11 protein-coding genes are annotated in these 18,453 nt (G+C 55.0%); 4 read left to right on the top strand and 7 right to left on the bottom strand.

Translation table 11 applies throughout. From position 1 onward, the window contains the following. Positions 1 to 21 precede the first annotated feature (21 nt). The 5 genes from ACIX8_RS16160 to ACIX8_RS16135 form a co-directional block, all read right to left on the bottom strand. Positions 22 to 474 carry a hypothetical protein gene (locus tag ACIX8_RS16160; protein WP_014266438.1) on the bottom strand — a complete coding sequence of 151 codons (453 nt, stop codon included), beginning with the start codon at positions 472 to 474 and terminating at the stop codon, positions 22 to 24. A 444-nt stretch (positions 475 to 918) separates the two neighbouring features. Further along, a complete protein-coding gene (locus ACIX8_RS25310) occupies positions 919 to 1,176 on the bottom strand; it encodes an Imm30 family immunity protein (protein WP_083836702.1) in 258 nt (85 codons plus the stop codon). A gap of 614 nt (positions 1,177 to 1,790) precedes the next feature. Further along, positions 1,791 to 2,363 carry a hypothetical protein gene (locus tag ACIX8_RS16145; protein ID WP_014266437.1) on the bottom strand — a complete coding sequence of 191 codons (573 nt, stop codon included), beginning with the start codon at positions 2,361 to 2,363 and terminating at the stop codon, positions 1,791 to 1,793. Positions 2,364 to 2,375: 12 nt separating this feature from the next. Further along, positions 2,376 to 6,836 (bottom strand): RHS repeat-associated core domain-containing protein, encoded by a 4,461-nt coding sequence (locus ACIX8_RS16140; RefSeq protein ID WP_014266436.1) that lies wholly within the window; start codon positions 6,834 to 6,836, stop codon positions 2,376 to 2,378. Positions 6,837 to 6,902: 66 nt separating this feature from the next. Beyond that, positions 6,903 to 7,328, bottom strand: coding sequence for a DUF1795 domain-containing protein (locus ACIX8_RS16135; RefSeq protein ID WP_014266435.1), 426 nt, complete (start codon positions 7,326 to 7,328; stop codon positions 6,903 to 6,905). 305 nt (positions 7,329 to 7,633) lie between these two features. Between ACIX8_RS16135 and ACIX8_RS16130 the strand changes: the two genes are divergently transcribed. Further along, positions 7,634 to 8,137: a hypothetical protein gene (locus ACIX8_RS16130; protein ID WP_014266434.1), complete on the top strand. Its 504-nt coding sequence runs from the start codon at positions 7,634 to 7,636 to the stop codon at positions 8,135 to 8,137. A 60-nt stretch (positions 8,138 to 8,197) separates the two neighbouring features. Then, entirely contained in the window at positions 8,198 to 9,778 is a 1,581-nt protein-coding gene (locus tag ACIX8_RS16125) for a type VI secretion system Vgr family protein (protein WP_014266433.1), read from the top strand. A gap of 95 nt (positions 9,779 to 9,873) precedes the next feature. On the opposite strand, the gene ACIX8_RS16120 is transcribed toward ACIX8_RS16125, so the two are convergent. Next, positions 9,874 to 13,122 carry a TonB-dependent receptor gene (locus ACIX8_RS16120; protein ID WP_014266432.1) on the bottom strand — a complete coding sequence of 1,083 codons (3,249 nt, stop codon included), beginning with the start codon at positions 13,120 to 13,122 and terminating at the stop codon, positions 9,874 to 9,876. Positions 13,123 to 13,196: 74 nt separating this feature from the next. Continuing rightward, the gene (locus ACIX8_RS16115; protein ID WP_190273678.1) at positions 13,197 to 14,009 is read right to left on the bottom strand and encodes a metallophosphoesterase family protein; all 813 of its coding nucleotides are present in this window, start codon (positions 14,007 to 14,009) and stop codon (positions 13,197 to 13,199) included. A gap of 428 nt (positions 14,010 to 14,437) precedes the next feature. On the opposite strand from ACIX8_RS16115, the gene ACIX8_RS16110 reads away from it, so the two are divergent. Together ACIX8_RS16110 and ACIX8_RS16105 are read left to right on the top strand one after the other, a co-directional pair. Continuing rightward, entirely contained in the window at positions 14,438 to 16,696 is a 2,259-nt protein-coding gene (locus ACIX8_RS16110) for a winged helix-turn-helix domain-containing protein (protein ID WP_014266430.1), read from the top strand. Between the two features lie 162 nt (positions 16,697 to 16,858). After that, positions 16,859 to 17,860: a terpene synthase family protein gene (locus ACIX8_RS16105; protein ID WP_014266429.1), complete on the top strand. Its 1,002-nt coding sequence runs from the start codon at positions 16,859 to 16,861 to the stop codon at positions 17,858 to 17,860. Positions 17,861 to 18,453: the final 593 nt, after the last annotated feature.

Below are 18,453 nucleotides of genomic sequence, written 5' to 3'. Positions count from 1 at the left end.
GATTCCGTCGGATTTCTGGATCTACCCAGACACTACCTTGTTCAGCCAGGCTAATAGTTCGGCTCTGCCTTCAAAGTATCCCGGAATGCTTGCAATCTTCTTTTTGTCGGTTCCGTAGAGTTCGATGAACCCTGGCATGAGAGGCATCGCCACCATTCTTACGCCAGGGCGCAAGGAATAACTACGAATCTGCTCTTTGTGAATCTCGTGAGTCCGGAAGCCATATTTAAACCGAATTCCTGTGTCGTTAAGCCATAAACGGGCCGTCCAAGCAGTCCAAGGTGCATATGCCATAGCAAGCCCCAGGAAAACGCAAATGAGGGAAGTGAGGGACTTTTGAGCCAGTGTTTGGGTAGGGTTTGCATCCGAGGCAAAAACAGTAAGAACAGCTATAGCAATAAAAGCGAGAGCAAGGGGTGGGCCAATCATCGTAATGAGCCAAAGCCAAATTCTCTGTACGCGGTACTCTTTCATCGCAATTTCCTTTCAGACTTCAGAATGTCACGGTTGTTGCTCTATCTTCCCTGCCTTGCTCTTAACCGCATTTCTGCTTCGCTTCTTTGCTGAAAGCGGCTTGGGTGCTGCTGAACCGTCGGCTCTACGCGCCTTTTCGTAATAACCAACTGCTACTCGAGTGCAAACTAAGCGGTAAGGAATGAACTCTATCTACGGACTGGATTGAAGATCTTCCAACAGAATGGCGGCATTTTCGCGCAGCTTCTGCAGACGAGGATTCTGGTCTCGTGCCAATTCTTCCAAAATTGATAGGATGGCATTCAGACTTCCAGGAGTGCTTTTCAACAGCACCTTAAGTGATGACAGAGACCTCTCTGCATTAAGGATTCGTGCTGTGATCGTGTCTGCCCATTCGGAGGAATTGGTCATCATCTCCGGCAGCACGGCAACGAATGCTGGGAGTCAAACGCTCTGGTCAAGGTGTTCTATTAGATGCAGTAGTCGCCAGAGGACATCTTGCTGAGATGAAGAGTCAGCAAAAATGCGATATAACTCTTCGGCTTCAGGTTGGGTTACATTACCCTGCCGTTTAATTTCCGATAATGCCGATTCAAATGTATTAACCTCATCTGGGTTTCTTAAGAAACGAGCATCGCGAAGATGCGCAAGCTGCTCTTGTGTCATATCTTTCGAAAGCTCCCCAAATACTAGAATTGCCACTACGGTTTGAAGCGCCGGGAAGTTTCAGGTCCCGAACTGTGCTGTGATGTCACGCCAGACAAATTCTTGTGGTCGCGATTTGCCTTGGGCGAACGAAAGTAGAATCGCTTTTACATTTTTGTTTGAAAGCTGTTCGTTTGCCTTGATCGTGAAATACGTCCCGTTACCTGGGATCTTAATGTTCTTTTTGGAGTCGAACCCCGGAAGTCCCGCGACCCAGTGCCGGAAACTCCCGTTCGAATACTCTCTCCACTCGATAGTGCAAGCGTCATTCCCTCCACCTGCTTGCGCAAAACTCGGGTCGCCTGTCTTTTCCAGAAGCAGAAATCCTGGTCCACCAGCAGGCTGGAGCCAATCAACGGCAGCCTCGACCAATGCAATCGACGGCGCCTTGAAAGCCTACCTTAATTGATATCGTTCGGATCATGTTAGCCGCACGCCACGATCTCTTTCGTAATTGCGCTACGAGGTCCGAATATGCCGCTTCGGCCTTGCATGGAGTCTCCATTATCTCCAAAACAAATGCGGTTTTAGCACTCTCTCTGTGGCGTCTCCTGTCTGCTCTCCTCGAGTGAATACGATGTGACGCTCTTATGCCCGACCTAGGTACTCATTTACGAGAACAAAAAACGCATAAAGCCTTTTTTGCATTCTTCATTCAGAGAGCCAAGTACTATTTCTTGAACTTCCGCCTTTTTCTCTAGTGTAATTTTTCTTTGTTCGTTTTTTATTTTCCCTTTGTTTTCAATCAAAAAATATTCAACCCACTTCCTAAGTGTATCGATAAATTCTTCAAGGCTATTCGATAATTTATCGTAGTTCCATTCGCCTTCCCCGTGGACGGCATACCAGATGCCCCCCGATTTATCGATTGAAACAGGGTCTGCTGCCCAATCTCCGATAACATACTTCGCTTGATCCCAATGAGTGTCTGCGATCCCATTCGAGACTCGATATCCTTCCTGCATCTTCAGCAGATTCGCAAGAGGGTATATATAGAATTGCTCCACTGGCCATTTTATTGAAACATCGCCAACGTATCCGAACTGGCTTATCTCTCTAAGGTCTTGATCGTTAAAAACATCTCTGCATTCTTTGTTTTGATCAGAAACATGTTCGGTTGAATAAGATATACCTGCTTTATCCAATACATCTTTGAAGTTTTTGGACGAGATTTCGTAAGACATGTTGATTTCTCCTTAACCGCATTTCCCTTGATTGATCATAGCTTCACGATCGATCAGACGTCCCCTAGTCCTATTGCGCCAATTTCCGCGATGCCCCTGAGGGCTGTAGAGGTGATCATTTGACATTCCAGGAGCTCTCCCGTTCGGCAGGAATCTAATATTCCTCGGATCCCCGGCCCAAGAGGGTTCTTCCGAGACGCTGTTAATATGATGGCCAGTATAACCGTTTACCTCACCTGTATTTAAAAGCTCCTGGCTCTGTTCTGGGGTCCAATTAACTGTTCCACTTCCCGTCGTATTAACCAGATCACGCTCCTGTTCCCATGCACCATCGATCGCATCCTGACGAGATCCAGGAACTGGTGTCAAGTTAGGATTTATTGGATATTTAATCGTTCCAAGCGCATCTGCAAGTCCCCATGGGTCCACCCAACTTACTGGATTATGCACGTACCCGTAGCTTCGCGTTCCACCTTCCAACCCAATTGGATCGGAACTCAAGTACTGGCCAATTTCAGGATCATAGTAGCGCTGGAAGTTGTAGTGCAGACCGCTCTCGTCATCTTTCCACTGCCCCTGGAACTTCAGATTGCATTCTGCATCGGAAGATCTCGGACCTGGGGTGTTCCCTGATATCTCACCCCACAGAGTGTACTCAGCCCGCCAGACACAATCACCTTCTGCGTTGAAAAGCTCCCTGGGAGTGCCTGCTTCGTCGGTTACGACCGGATAAAATGTGCTTTCCGCAAGAGCGAAGGGATCGATCTCGGTGCGTGCTAGTGTTTCCTTCGCTATGGGGTGGAAGGTCGCGGGCTTATAGTGCCAGCGGTCGATCTCTATTGCGCTTTCGTCTTCTGCTGCAGTGCGCCATTCTTCGGATACCTTCGCGCCCTGCCATAGATACGTAACGCGGCTCACCGCGCCGGCCTTGACCGGCGTAAGACACTGTTTTTCGATTCTCCTGCCAAAGGCATCGTAGGTGTACCGCCAGCGGCCGCCCCGTTCGGCGCGTACTTCTATCAACCGGTCGAAGTCGTCCCACTCGTAGGTCCACGTCTGAGGGCGGAAGCCATTCTTGAGCACCGTCTTGCTGACGACGCGGCCCCGCTTATCGTAGTGGTAGGTTGAGTTGCTGGCCTTCTCTACCTGCCCGTGCCGGTACTTGTGGGCCCCAGCGTTGCTGCTGGCCAGGTTCATCAGCGCGTCGTACTGATAGCTCTCCTGAGCCGGGGCTCCGCCGTTGAGTCCTTGTTCGCGCAGGACTGCAGTGACCTGGTCGCGGGAATCATAACGGTAGTCTGTCTTTCCCCGAAGGTTATCCTCTACGCCTCGCAGACGACCGGACTTATCCCACTCGTAGCGGCGCGACAGTTCACGGGAGGCAAAAAACGTGGGCTCCTCCGGCGAGTTCCAGCGATGGCCGCCAGCCTGCTGCTCGCCGAGTCGTCCGCAGAGATCATAGCTTTGCTGGAGGCTGAAGGCCGTCTGAATGGAGGGAGTCCTGGGCTTGTACTGCCGCTCTACCTCGAGCCCCAGGGCATTGCGCTGAAATTCCAGTCCGTGACCGTTGCTGTCGAACCCTGCGAGCAGCCCGCGAGAATCGAACTGAAGGCGCGTCTCCCCCGTGGGACTGATGACGCTGACGCAGCGCCCGGCGTCGTCATAGCGGTAGCTGAGGGGCATCCCATTCTGAACTTCCCGGATAAGCTGCCCTTGCCGATTGTAGGTAAGCCGGACCTCGCTTTGCGGCTTGCTGGAGGTCTCCGGATCGCTATCGTTTTCCGGGAGATAGTAGGTGGCAGCCCGGATCAGACGGTCGGCGGTGTCGTATTCATACTCGATCCTGGAGGTGGCGGTGGCTACACCGACGATGCGGTCGCGGTTATCCCAGAGGAAGTGTTGCTCCACGCCATCCGGCAAGAGCTTTTGCTGGAGACGGCCCAGCGCGTCGCGCAGATAGTGCGTTCTGCGCCCTGCCCAGTCGGTCTCGATTGCCAGGCGTCCGGCAGCATCATAGGTATAGATCCAGCGGTCACCCATGGCGTTGGTTAGTCCAGTAAGCCGGGCGGCGCCATCGTATTCCAAGGACAGGGAGTGACCCTCGGGGTCGGTGACGCGGCGCAGCAGATCGAAGGCTCCGTAGTCGGAGCTTCTGAGCTGGCCTTCCGCGCCCATCTGTCTGGCCAGCAGGCCTTCCGAGTCATAGCTGAAGCGCTCTTCTCCACTATCGGGATGGATCACGCGGCTGAGAGCCGCACGCGGATTATCGGGCCCTGCCTGGTACTCAAAGAGTGTTGAGAATCCGGCAGCATCTTTGATCCGCTGCGGCCGCCGCCAGACATCCTGCTCGACTTCCGTTCGCTGCCCTTCAGCATCGACCGTGGCCACCAGACGCCCTTGCGGGCCGTACTCCCAGGTTCGTCTTGAGCCCGTCGAATCAGTTTGCGAGAGCAACCGGCCCTGCTCGTCGTAGGTATAGCTGAGGCTCGAACCGTCTGGGCGCGTGCTCTTTACGCGGTTGCCGTGGAGATCATAGTTACGGCGCGATTTCAGTTCGTCCGGGTATTGCACCTCGGTGAGCAGGCCCTGCCTGTCATATTGATACCGCGTGGTTCGGCCAACCCAGTCGATCTCCGCCGTGAGCTTGCCGGCGTCATCGTACTGATAGTTTGTGACCCGCCCAGCAGCATCCGTCATAGTCTGCTTGCGCTCCAGCGAATCCCAGGTGTGCTGGGTTACATGGCCCAGCGGGTCCTGCTCCCGGATGACCAGGTGGTCGGAGTTGAACCATAGCTCCCACTGTGCGCCGGTGGCGTCGATGTAGAGTGTCCTTCGCTCCGTGTCGTGATAGATAAAGCGGTCGTTGTAGATGCCTTCGGGGGTGCGCGTGGCGATGACCCGCCCCCCTCCGTCGTACTCAAACCAGACCTTGGTTGCAGCGGAATCCCGCCAATGCGTCAGCCAGCCATGCTCGTTGTAGTCGTAGTGGAATTCGCCTTTGAACAGACTATGGACAGAGGTGAGGTTGCCTCTTTCGTCGTAACTGTATTGGACCAGGGGCTGATCGTTGCCCACCATGGCTACCCAGAGCACATGGCCTTCCGGCGTAGTGGCAACCTCGAACGCCACTCCATCGGAGTGCACGATGCGCTGCAGACGGTTACGGGAGTAGACAAAATCAATGCGATTGCCGTTGCGATCTTCGATTGCGGCCAACCGCCCAACGAGAGAATCGCCTGCACTTCGTACAAAGATCAGGGTCTGCTGGCTGCGACTATCGAACAGCCTGGTCTCCGGCCCGGCGCCGCTCAGCATGTAATAGGGTGCCTTGAGATGAATCGAGTTGGCAGCGGTGGTTGGAGTGAGAAACACCAGTCTCTGCCCGGCGGCATCTTCGAGCAGGACCGTGCGGCCATCTTCGGCATAGAGCAACCGTTGCGACCAGTTGGAGATCCACTTGCGCCCCAGAACTCCTTCCACCTGCTGCCTGCCTGCATAGCAGCGGGTCAGCCGTAGCGGCAGAACGCTCGCGTATTCAAAGTCGGTACGGTACTCCGCATAGTCTCCGGTGACAAGATCGATCGGCTCGCCAAAGAGTTTCCGCAGCAAGCCATCCAGCAGGCCGCCTTCGCGCGATGCGGAGCGGAAGCTGAGTACTTCCACTGCGGAGAGAAAAAGTTGCTGCAAGGGGGAGAACTCGGCATCCGGTTCGCCATAAAGCTTTGAGGTCTCGTCGGCAAAGATGGTGGTGCAGCCCTGTTGAACCACTGCGCTGCACTTGATCTTGTGTCCGATCCGGGTGAGGGGCAGGTCATTGATGAAGATGGTCTCGCTGCCTTCGATGATCTGCTTCTCGCCGTGATCGTCGCATGCCACGAGATCCGTGACTCGTGCCACGCGCTTGTCTTCGAAGTAGACATCGGGAGAACCGGATGTGATGTGGCCTGTGATGCTGGCCATCTTGGCTCCTGCTCCGCTCACCGCGGCGCCGGCAAAGCCGGCAGCGGCGCCGATCACCAGCGGAGCGAGTAATCCACCTGTGCCGATCATCAACGCTAACCCAGCCCCTACCGCTACACCGACCAACAGCCCGGTCAGTGCACCACTAAAAGCGTGATTATGCGCAATCTGGTCGTCCACCACGGCCGGTTGCGGGCCGGGCTGCGCCTGCCTCTCCGCACCGAAGAATTCCGCAACTTTCAAGACCCCTTCATCGGCCCCGATCGCTTGCGCGATGTAGCCGCCAGCCATTGCTCCTGCCAAGGGAACAACCAGCCTTGTCGCGAAGCAACGCAGCGCTATCCATCCGGCCGTGCCACCCGCACCGTAGGCGGCGACAGCGCCATCGGCCACGTACGCGGCGCTAATGGCATGTCCGCCGGTCGCAATGGCATCGACCGTGCCCTGGTTGCTGCCCTCTGCCTTGAGGGCGTCCAGCTTTTGTTGTGCTGTCGGTTCCGTGGGATCGCTCATGACCTACTCTGCGTGAGAGTCTGTTCTGCTTTTCGGAGAACCGCCGTCGCGAGGACGGAGTCCCCACTAGTGACTGGGATTGAACTTGAGGCTAGTCATCGCCGACAGCAGGAATCCGCGGATATCCTGATCACTCTTGCCGGGGATGGTGCCGGTAAGGCTTAAGGTACGGTTATTGTCTTGCACTACGATGACCATTTGCTGCAGCAGTTTTCCGTTGTTATTCCAGGAGAACTCAAGAAAGTGTGCCGGCCGGTGATCCACCGATCCCGGGGCGTCAAGCATCAGTTCAAATTCGGCAAGTTCTTTCTGAAAGGTAGATTTTTGCTGCTCAAGATACTCTGCCAATGTCATTCCGAAGGGGATGACGTCGCGAGCAACTACCAGGCTCACGCCTTTCGTCGCCAGTTCCGTAGGAATCAATACATTTACACTTTGATCCTGCCATGTATCGTCCAGCGTTAGACAAGCTTCTTGCATTTGATAAACCACGACTATCTCAATCTCCTGCCGTTATCGTTGACATAATTTCCGCGGCTGATACAAGTTTCCTGTGGACGATAAACTCGCGAGCGATGAGAGCAAAACAACCCCCGACAATCGCGGTGTGCCGAAAGCTTATCGCGTCCCATCCTGTGCATTCCCCGCAGGCTTAGTCGTATTCAACATTTTTTTACAATTGAAATTTGGTTCCCGCGCATGTCATGAGAAGATATGGTGCAGGGATTTGAAGGAAAGTTGCTTAAGAAACCAGGTTTTTATAAACGTTCGAACACCTCCTCGTCGGACCCACTTGGATGAGCACATTTCAAAGCAATGTTGTCACCGCAACCCGATCCAATAAGATCAGCAGCGATGTGAAGGCCCCAGGTTTTGGCTCGCTCGATCCCAAGAGCATGACCTCTGTCAGCGCTCTGAAGGGCACCAGCGGTGCCGTGGCCGGTATTGTGACCGATCCTCCTTCCGGAAATGGAAGCCAGGCGCTGATTCTCCAAAAAGCTCGCAAGGAACTGATTGCCGAGGGCGATAGCTCCCGTGAACTGCAAGCGGGCAGCCATCTGGAAAAGGTGGCGAAGGTCTATACCCTGGAAGCCGTCGACGAGATTCACTTGAAGAGTACAGGGAAGATTGTCATCGATGCCCAGCAGATTTCTCTGTTTAGCGGAACTGGTACGGACTTCATAGATATTAGCCCGGGCGCCATCACTATTAAAAGCGGCAAAGTCTACATTAATCCAGGACAAGGCGGACATGCTCAGGGCACGCCTGCGGCTCCAGCACCTCCCGATGCAGCAAGCTGACGCCATCATGTCCTGATGATCGGGGGCAGGTCAGGGTGCCCACAAGGAGATTCTTAGTTTATGCCTCTACCGCAAATCAAAATTAGCAATGACATCCTACAGGACTCTTTGCTGGCTTCCGTCGAGGTAGTGCAGGAACTCAATCAACATTGGAGCTGTACGGTGGTCTGCATGCAAACTGAGGACAGCCGCATCCCCGTGGAAGACCTGCTGGGCAAGACGATAGAGATCGAGACCGTCGACGATGATGGAGTGGCGCATCTTCACTTCACGGGTTTCATCTCGGATGTTCAACTTACCTATGAGATCTGGGGCAGCTATACGGCGCGCCTCGTTGCTGTCAGCTCCAGTTATAAGCTCGATATCACAGCACACAAGCAGTACTATGCGGAGAAAGATCTCGCTGCGATAGCAGGGACGATCGCCGGACGCTCCGGTCTTAGTGTTAGCGTGCAGGCCTCGGGCGGCAAGGCGTTGAACTATGTGCAATATGGAGAGACTGACTTTTCTTTTCTCAACCGTATTGTCGACGACTACGGCGCATGGATGCGGCCCACTCAAGGCGGAGTTGAGATTTTTGACAGCTTTCAGGCCGGTAGTGTCGTCGCCTGGCGGAGCGAAGAAGGTGGCCTGATCCGATTCACCCTGCACGGAAAGATGGCTCCACCGAGCTTCAGCGGCTCCCACTACGACCATCATGCCATGGCATCGAATACCTTTACGCAGGTAAGTAATTCACCGGCATTCTATGATGGGGCGCAGCGCCTCAGCAGTGCAGTGCAATCCGCCTCGCAGCAGTTGCCGCCGGGCTTCGAGCCCCAGCGGGCACGGGCTATGACCCTTGCGGACTATCAGACGCAGCTTCAACAGGAAAGCGAGCGGTCACTGGGAGCAGCCATCATCGGCGCAGGTTCGTCACGCAATCAAAACCTCAAGGCCGGTGACACCGTTCAGATCGACGGAACGTTGGACGCCAAAGGAACTTACGGCCTGGTAAAAGTGGTTCACGAATGGACGAAGCAGGGCTACACCAACAATTTTGTCTGCACGCCATGGAAAAAATACCGGAGCCCACTCCCTCCGGCATCGCGCACCTGGAACGGTGTGGTCCCGGCTCGGGTGGTGGATCACAACGATCCTAGAAAGATGGGCCGGATTAAGGTCCAATTCTTCTGGCAGGAGGATGGCTCTACCCACTGGGCTCGCACTGTCAGTCCACATGCCGGCCCCGATCGCGGATTTATGTTCATGCCGGAGGCCGGAGACGAGGTCGCGGTGATCTTTGAAGACGGCGACCCTGAGCGCCCACTCATCATCGGATCCGTTTGGAATGGTGTCCATCAGGCCCCACGTGAGGATTACTACGGTTCAGACATTCAGTCCAACGACATCAAGCGCATCCTTACCAAGAGTGGCAATCGTATGCAGTTTGTAGATACCCAGGGCAAGGAAGCTGTGGTGCTCGCCACGCCCAACAGCAACTCCTTCACCATGACAGAAAATTCACCCGATACCGGCAGAAACCTGGTCGTGCTTCATACCGAAGGAGACATCATTCTCTCGGCAGCCGGACGCATCCACCTCAAGGCGGCTCTTTTTTCGCACGAAATCGGCGGATCAGGTGAAACGAAGTCTAGTTAATATTGCCTTCTTTCAAGTGTCTTGGTACATGGGACTAGATAGTGTCTGACGAATCGGAGATTCGTCAGACACTATCTAACACATACTCTGAGCGATTAGAACTCAATCCGGCCCTTGATCGAGATCATTCTGCGACCGGAGCGGTCTCCCACGTAGTCAGGAGTGATGTCGTAGTATTGTCCCGCGGTCGTATCGTTGATGTTGGTGTCGAGGTCGTTGAACCCCGAACGGTTGAATACATCCGATGCGGCTCCCGTTAGCAGGAAGTGCACCCGGTCTGTCAGACGGAAGGTCTTGCTCAGACTGATGTTGGAAGACAACAGTCCTTGTCCTTCGATTGAGTCCACCCCGGCATTGCCGAAATGGCCCGGTTGGGGCGCCGTGAAGGCTGCTGGATTGAACCAGAGGGCTGCGCTCTTGTGGGCGGGATACAAGGCAACATTCGGGACGCGATCGGGAATGCCGCCGAATGTACCCGTGTTCGAGGGATCAGCTCCGCTGTACTGCGGTCCCATGTAGAGACCCGATCCGAAGTAGCTGATCGTCTGGATGTTCCATCCTCCGAGGGTCGCGTCCATCCACCGTGGCGCATGGTTCATGTAGCGTTTGCCATGTCCGAACGGCAGATCGATGTAAGTGTTGATCACCCCGACATGCCGCCGGGTCGTTGCGTCCTTCGACCAGTGGCTCAGGACGTCGTAGGGATTTTCCGTGTCGGAAAAATCGTTGAGATTGCTTGCCCAGGTGTAGTGGCCATCGAACTGGAACCAGCCGGTACGGCGCTGTACCTCGACCTGCATGGAGTTATATTTCTGCGATCCATTCGAGAAGTAATAGTTGATCTGGTTGTACTGTGGCCAGGGATTGTTGGTAGGCGTGTAGGGATTCGTGCTCGGTCTCTGCAGATTGATGTTCGTCTTGTAGCTCAAACCGCTTCCATGCGAGCCGATATACGCGAGGCGAAACCCGAGGTCATGAAACATCTTCTGTTCGACAGTGACGTTGTACTGCCGGATCGTTCCGTTGTCGGTGTCGAGGGGATATCCCGTGACGGACTGGGACGGTGTCTGCGCCGAAGCCAGGTTTGCGGGGAACGGGTTCGGGAACGAGAACAACGCGCCCGTCGGGGTTGCTGCATTCAGATTTGTATAGTTCTGTGCGACTGCGAACGGCCCGCCATTGTTCACGCGATCTGAGATGCCATAACGCTCGGTGAACTCCGCATAGCCGCCACGCAGCACCATCTCATCGCGGAGACGATAGGCAGCAGAGAGACGTGGACGCAGATTCGTCAGCTTCGGGTTCGCGGTCACCTGGCCGGCCACGATCTGGATGTTGGAGGGATAGAGCGGCGGCAGGCTTACCTTTCCAAGCGAAGATTCAGGGACGACGATCGCTCCAGTGTTGATGTCCCAGTTGTAGTCAAGATTGTCCGTGTAATGCGGGAGTCCGTAATAGTCCCAGCGAAGACCATAGTCCAGGGTGAGCTTGGGCGTCAGCTTGAAGCTATCCTGTGCGAATAGTCCGGCCTCGTGCGATACATAGGCTTCGTTGTAGATCGGATTCGAGCGCTCGCTGGTTCTCGGCAGGCCCAGAAGGAAATCCGCATATCCATTTCCGGTAAATGAGCCATCGAAGGAGAACGAGCCGAAGTTAGGCACAACTCCCTGGCCGGTTCTGTAGTTGATGAGGTTCCCACCGAACTTGATGACGTGTCTTCCAAACGTCCAGGTCACTGAATCTTGAATGACCAGATCATGCTCATCATCGCCCAGTCCGCCGGACGGCGTCGACAGGTCGGCATACCCTGAGATATTCATCGCAGGCGAGCCTGAAATCCCTTGCGTGCCCGTCGTGTCGATTCCTTGAAGACCGATCTGCGAGATGACGTCTGCGCCACGCAGAGGCGTCTGTCCCCCCTCCGTCTGGCCATCGAACAGCTTCAGGTAATTGCGGGCGATCTGGAATTCGTTGACGAGATTTGACGAGAAGATATACGTATCGGCCAGGGTGTACTGGTTGTTGTAGCGGAGCCGCGTCCGGAAAAAATCGGGAAGGTTATTGGCCAGGACATACGGCGCCGACTTCGAACTGAACCGGAAGCTCAAATTGTTGTGTGAGGTGATCTGCTGGTCGACGCGCGCAAACCACCATGTTCCCTCAAAGATGTCCGAAGGAAAGGGGTGAGTCCATCCATAGTTGTTCAGGCTGGGGTCATTGAAGTTCTGGTCTGGAAGAGGCACGTACGCGTTCTGCAGAGCAAGTGAGACAGGGCTTACTCTTCCTGCTGGAATCATGTTGTTTGGGAAGGGCTTGCCGGTGGCCGGATCTGTGATGACGGTATCGCCAAAGTTTCCACTACGCATCTGCTGCGTCGGCACCTCTGTCTGGTTGAAGGTGCCGGCGTAGTACAACTGCTTCATAAAGCCGACGTAGAAGAAGGTCTTGTCCCGGATGATGGGGCCGCCCAACTCGCCTATTACTTCGTCCATCAGGGAGTGGTTCTTCGTCGGTGCAAAGTATCCGGACGCATTGAGCGTATTGTTGAACATCCTGTAGGCTGCACCGCCATGAAACTGATTGCCGCCGCGTTTGGAGGTGGAGTTTTCATTGACCGCACTTGCCCACTCCGCGGACGCATTGCTGGTGACAGCTGTGAACTCTTGATAGAAGTTGATATTGACGTTCTGGTTTCCTTCGCGGTTCTGCAGACCGTCGTAGTTGAGCACCAGTTGGTTCGCGCCTTGTCCGGAGATCTGCACTGAATAACCGGTGGCAGTGATGCCGGGCAGCGAGCTCAGCAGCGCCTCAGGACCAGGGTTTTGGTCATTGGTCGGTGTCAGCTTGATGCGGTTGCTGTCGAAGCCGACCTCCATCACTCCTGTGTCCGTCGTGATGACATCGGGCTTGCTGTCTACCGTGATCTCGGAGGTGTCTCCTCCGACAGTGAGCACTACGTCCTTCACGCTCACGCGGCCGTCCTCAAGAAGGAGCCCTTCGAGCGCGACATTCTTAAATCCGGATTTGGTGACGTCGAGCCGGTATCTTCCCGGATTCAACGCGCTGTACTCATATTCGCCGTTGTCTTTTGTGGTCAGTTGCCGTTTTGCCTGGCTGGCAAGATCGGTGAGCGTCAGCGATACGCCTGAGACGGTTCCACCCGACGGGTCGGTGATCGTGCCTCTAAGGCTTGTCAGGCCCTTTTGGGCGTACCCTGTCTCACTGAGACCCAGGAGGCCCGCAATCAAGAGGACGAGTGAGAGGATAAGTTGTTTCCGAAAGCCGCGGTCTTTGCTCAAGCGGGGAGTCAGGCGTGAGATGCAAACGAAGAGATCGCAAGACATAGTCGTAGCTCCATTTCAATCGTGTTGTGTGTCGTGATAACTGCTCTGCGCGAGGGAATTCTGGTTTCAGTGGCTCAGCTTTTTGGGTGCTGGACACGAGCGACCCACGGGTAGGTCACATAAGAGAGATGAAGTTGGTCTCCGCGGATCTGGCAGAGGGTGTAGCCCTCTGGAGTGCCGTCCATCGCCCCCTCCCACCAGGCTCCTGATACGGCACCGCTGATGAGGTACTGGACTCCCTGATATTCCGACTTTTGCCAGACATGCAGATGTCCCTGAAGGATGGCCTTCAGGTTGTGTCCGGCGAGGAGTTCGTGCACCGCATAGGAGTTTGCAGCGATAGGGCCGGGGCCGTTGTGGGAATGCGTACTGAGTGTGCCCAGCACGGTCGCAATCGGGACGTGCGTGACCACGATGATGGGCACGGAGGGGCCGACGGACGACAGGTCGGATTTCAACCAGGCAAGCTGCTCCTCATCGAACTCGGCTTTGAAGATCTTGTAATACTCGATGCCTATCGAATCGAGGACGATGAAGTGCCAGCCCTTATGGTCGAAGGAGTAGTAGCGCTTTCCGAAGTAGTCTTCATATAACTTCTTCCCATATTCGTGAGCCCCCGGTTCCACTGGGCTCTTCTGATTAATGCCGACCACGTCATGGTTGCCGACGGTGTAGTAAACCTTGCCGCTCAGGTGATCCTTCTCCGTCTGTTGGTAGAGGTTGAAGAGCAGGTGTGCGCGGGTAAGATCCTGTTCGCATACATCGAAGACCTGGTCGCCGCCCGCGATGCAAAAGTCCGCTTTCTCTTTATTGATCTGTGTGAAACATTTGACGCATCCCTCGACTCCTGCGAGTTCGGGTTCGAGATGGCAGTCCGTGAAGAACACGAAATCGAAATCGCTGGGGCGCGATTTAGGCGCGACCAGAGGGGAAGGGAGGGCCTGAGAGAACCCCAATGAAGAGCGACCGAGTAACATTCCTGAAACAGGGAGGGCCAACGACGATTTGAGAAACGATCTCCTTAACATTCCTGCACAGCCTCATGTGAACTGGTGGGCGAAGTTATACACAGACAAAGCTGCACGGGCCGTGTCAGGCTTCTGAGGGAATATAGGTTCGCTTTCCGTAGCTCTACCCTAGGTATTTGGGCGTTTCGAATCCTGTAGGTCTTCTTTAGAAGTTCTTATGAAAGTCTTAAGAGCGGATAACAGGGCGTACAGACATGCGCGTGGGATGTCTGTAACGGCCCCGTAATAGCCGCCAGTTAAGATCTGTTTCGTGAGTCCTTATTGTTTAGGGGTGAAAGAATCGCGACATGCCGGTCTCACAACAAGAGGAGAGCGTAGTTTCGCTAATCCAGGTAGATCGCAGGATATATAGCTTCGGAGACTATCGCCTGGACGTGCAGGACTGTCGCCTTTGGCACGGTGACGCGTCGATACCGCTGCCGCCAAAGACCTTTGACATTCTTCATGTTCTGGTCCGGAACGCGGGCCAACTCATCGACAAGAAGACGTTATTGCAGGCTGTATGGCCGGACACTTTCGTCGAAGAAGGCAATTTAAGCGTTCACATCTCTGCTCTTCGAAAGACTTTCAGCAGAGACTGTCCAGACTCCGAGTTCATTGAGACCGTCCCGCGACGCGGCTATCGCTTCACGATACCGGTCACGAAGACAGAGTCCTCCAACGGTCTCCCGCCCGACGTTACAGCTCTGAAGGAAGTTCCGAGCGAGCCGGGCATCCCAGCGACAGCAACATTCATTCCGGTACTGCATGAAAAACCTGTTTCACGCCTGACCACGAGGGCCTCGTGGGGCATATTCGTGGCCGTTCTGTCGGCGTTCGTCGTCATCATTGTGGTCATGCGTGTCTCTTACAGCAGACATCACCAGGCAGGGCTGGTCCATGCGGCGTCCGACAGCCGGCCTCTGACAAGTGTGCCTGGGGTATACTCCTGGCCGACGTTCTCTCCCAACGGCAATAGCCTTGCCTATTCGTGGCACTCCGATGCGGGGCAGGACCAGGCCATCTACATGCAGAAAGTCGACAGTGACGACCGCGAGAAGCTGAGCGATGGGGGAAAGAGCTTCTCTCCGGCCTGGTCCCCAAGAGGAGAAGAGATCGCTTACCTGCGCGCGACCGAAGATCCCAAATGGTTGGAGATCGAGGTTGCCAAGGTGCAGAGGCCTCACACAGCCCGGCATCTCGCATTCATCAATAACCTCAAGTCTGCCTTCCACGACGTGCCTACTCTGAACTGGTCTCCGGATGGTAGTTGGCTGGTGACTACGGAAAAAGAGGATGCAGATGAAAGCTCTCATCTTGAGCTGGTCTCTCTCGAAAACGGTGAAAAGCAAGCCCTGACTCATCCTCCGGCACTGAGCGTCGATGTTAATGCAGTCTTTTCACCCCAGGGTGATTGGATCGCTTTTGTAAGGGCGCGGGGTCCCTCTTCGGCTGAAATACATGTCATGCCGGCGCACGGCGGCCCCGATCGAGTCTTGCCCTTCAACATTCACTCGATCAACGGGCTTACGTGGAGCGCTGACGGACAAAGCCTGCTTGTCGCCTCTTCCCGGGCGTTGAGTGTCGGCAATCTTTGGAAGCTCTCGCTAAATGGAGACCCTCCTGTGGCTCTCTCCACACTTCCCGCCCATACAGAAGACCCCGTTGTCTCGCCGAAGGGACATCGGCTGGCGTACATCGATCTGCTGCGGAACGGCAGTCTGTGGCGCATGTCCACTGACGGTCATGGCAAACAGGAGCAGCTTATCGCGTCTCGATTTATTGATTCTGCGCCGGATTATTCCCCTGACGGTTCGGAGATCGCCTTTGAGAGTGACCGCACAGGCGCATCAGAGATCTGGGTCTGCAAAAACGATGGGACGCAATGCAAGCGCCTCACAAATATCTTCGGCCCGAACACCAGCTCCCCGCGCTGGTCTCCCGACGGGAAGTTATTGGCCTTCAACTCCGGGTTCCATGGGCGGTCAGCGATTTTTGTCGTCAACGCTTCAGGCGGGATTCCTTTACTCGTGACAACCGGCGCATTCGAGGCAGCGGACAATCTCATTCCGAACTGGTCCAGGGATGGACAGTCTCTCTACTTCAGCTCCAACAGAACAGGCCGCTTTGAAGTATGGAAGACGAAGGTCAACGGCGATGAAGAGCGCCAGATCACGCAGCACGGCGGCTATAACGGTATGGAATCTGCTGATGGGAAGAGCCTCTACTACATCCAGGATACAGATAAGACGACAATCTGGCGGATCCCTCTGAATGGAGGTGAGGCTCAGCCGGTCGCGGGGCCGTTAGGCTCAGGAATGTGGGGATACTGGATGGTGGTTGGAGAAGACCTCTACTATCTTCAGAAGAAGATGGAAGGTACGGCACTGGCTGACGTCTTCCGCGTGGATCTCAAAACAGGCTCTAAAACAAAGCTGGGACAGACCCAGTTTGGAGTCAACGAGTATGACCGGGGGCTCGCGGTCTCTCCCGATGAGCGCTGGATATTGTACGCAGAGCGTGATGTCGATCGGAGCAACATCATGCTCACGGAGGGTTGGTACTGACTCTTTATAGCCATCGACCATGCCTCGCCTTTGCAATCAGGGGGCCTCAAGCTATATACAGGTTCCTATAATGAGCGCAGCGAGTTCTCTCGCGGGATCTGCAGGGTCATGGATCGCAGCATCAACCCGGTTTGTTTTATCTATTGAGGTCACGGAGTAAACATGTCTGCAGAACTGGTCAACGAACTCCAACAGATACGCGTTCCGAACTTTGAGTTTCCCTGGGCTGCCGCGTGTTCGCCCTTTGCTGATCTTGTCGAACAGGAGATGCAGGGGTGGGCTCTCGAGTACGGGCTGCTTCCTAACAAGCAGTATCTGGATCGCGTGAGTAGAACCAAGTATGCGTGGCTCGCCGCTCGCTGCTATCCACGGGCAAATCGTGAGCTGCTTCGGACGATTGCAGACTATTTTATTTGGTTCTTCCTGGCGGATGACCTGTTTGTCGATCGGGTGGAGACGATTGGTCCCTCTACGATTCCCAATTTGACGGCCATGATTGACGTCCTCGATTTCAATCGGCTGAGCGCCTGTCCTGTGTATGGGGAAGAGGCCTGGCTGGATATCTGCATGCGGTTGAGGAAACAGCTGTCGCATGAGCACTTTCAGCGGTTCGCCAATGGTATGAGGATGTGGGCAAGCACGGCGGGATTGCAGATCCTGAATCACACCCAGTCCCAGTCGGTTGAAGTGGGACATTATGAGACGATCCGGCGGCACACCAGTGGGATGAACCCCTGCCTCGATCTCTCGGACATCGCCAATGACGGCCCGCTCCTGGCGGAGGAATACTACCGTCCCGATGTGCAGCAGCTGCGCCGGCATGCCAATCACGTCGTCTGCTGGAGCAATGACATTCAAAGTCTCGCCGTCGAACTCCGGCAGCCGGGGCAGTATTGGAACATGGTCGGGATCTACGCGGGACAGGGGCGTTCTCTGCAGGAGGGGATCGACTACACGGCGAAGAGGGTGTGCTCCGAGATTCAGGAGTTCTCGCGATTGTCCGAAGTGGTGGAGAGGTCCGCAAGCCCCGAGTTGCGTGGGTATATCGCAGGCATGAAGGACTGGATGTCTGGTTATCAGGCTTGGGTCGTATCTGATACGCAGCGATATTCGGAGGCGTTCGCCGAGCAGGATGCGGATGATCGTGGATTGCTGCTGGCGTAGAGGCTCTGAGGCCTGGGGAGAACGTCTTTATCTTTAGGGCCAAGGGCCCGTTTTATCCCAGCCTGGGGTGGAGTGCAGCAGCGAGCGGGTTTTAGCTCGCTGCAAGCGTAGCCCCAGATAGGAAGTCAACAAGAGAACAGAGGGCTGTAAGCCCGATTCATCGTGCCCGGCACAGGAGATGAGTCGGGCTTACAGCCCTCAACTTTTTCTCCTGCCCCTAACCTGGGGCGACGCGCCCCGAGCCAACACGCTATCGCATGTCTGCTCGGGTTCGCTTTGCCCCAGGCTGGTATGAGACGGGCCTTTGGCCCTAAAGACCAAATGGCTACTTTTCCGCAGCCTGTGAAATCATGCCTTTTCGGCTGCTGCCACAACAACGTAGCTGCATGCTGCCAATCATGATTGGGCGAGTTCACTTGACGGCACGATAAGTCATATGAGAACTTGTTTCATATCCATGAAGACGTTTCGCCAGATCGCTCGCAAGCTTTGTTGTTGCTCCTCGCAACAACTTTGTGGTGTGAACGTCTGTGCTCGGCTTGATTGAACCAAATCAATCTTTCCTGAATTGAGCGCTGGACCTCGCCCACACC

Origin of the sequence: Granulicella mallensis MP5ACTX8, assembly GCF_000178955.2 — a bacterium.
GTDB classification, from domain to species: domain Bacteria; phylum Acidobacteriota; class Terriglobia; order Terriglobales; family Acidobacteriaceae; genus Granulicella; species Granulicella mallensis.
Note: the sequence above shows the minus strand (reverse complement) of the source record. Positions and strands in the feature narration are given on the sequence as shown.

Excerpts from the sequence above, each read along its gene's own strand:
- ACIX8_RS16160 (WP_014266438.1), bottom strand. The coding sequence starts at position 474 with ATGAAAGAGTACCGCGTACAGAGAATTTGGCTTTGGCTCATTACGATG.
- ACIX8_RS16145 (WP_014266437.1), bottom strand. The coding sequence starts at position 2,363 with ATGTCTTACGAAATCTCGTCCAAAAACTTCAAAGATGTATTGGATAAA.
- ACIX8_RS16140 (WP_014266436.1), bottom strand. The coding sequence starts at position 6,836 with ATGAGCGATCCCACGGAACCGACAGCACAACAAAAGCTGGACGCCCTC.
- ACIX8_RS16130 (WP_014266434.1), top strand. The coding sequence starts at position 7,634 with ATGAGCACATTTCAAAGCAATGTTGTCACCGCAACCCGATCCAATAAG.
- ACIX8_RS16125 (WP_014266433.1), top strand. The coding sequence starts at position 8,198 with ATGCCTCTACCGCAAATCAAAATTAGCAATGACATCCTACAGGACTCT.
- ACIX8_RS16120 (WP_014266432.1), bottom strand. The coding sequence starts at position 13,122 with ATGTCTTGCGATCTCTTCGTTTGCATCTCACGCCTGACTCCCCGCTTG.
- ACIX8_RS16110 (WP_014266430.1), top strand. The coding sequence starts at position 14,438 with ATGCCGGTCTCACAACAAGAGGAGAGCGTAGTTTCGCTAATCCAGGTA.
- ACIX8_RS16105 (WP_014266429.1), top strand. The coding sequence starts at position 16,859 with ATGTCTGCAGAACTGGTCAACGAACTCCAACAGATACGCGTTCCGAAC.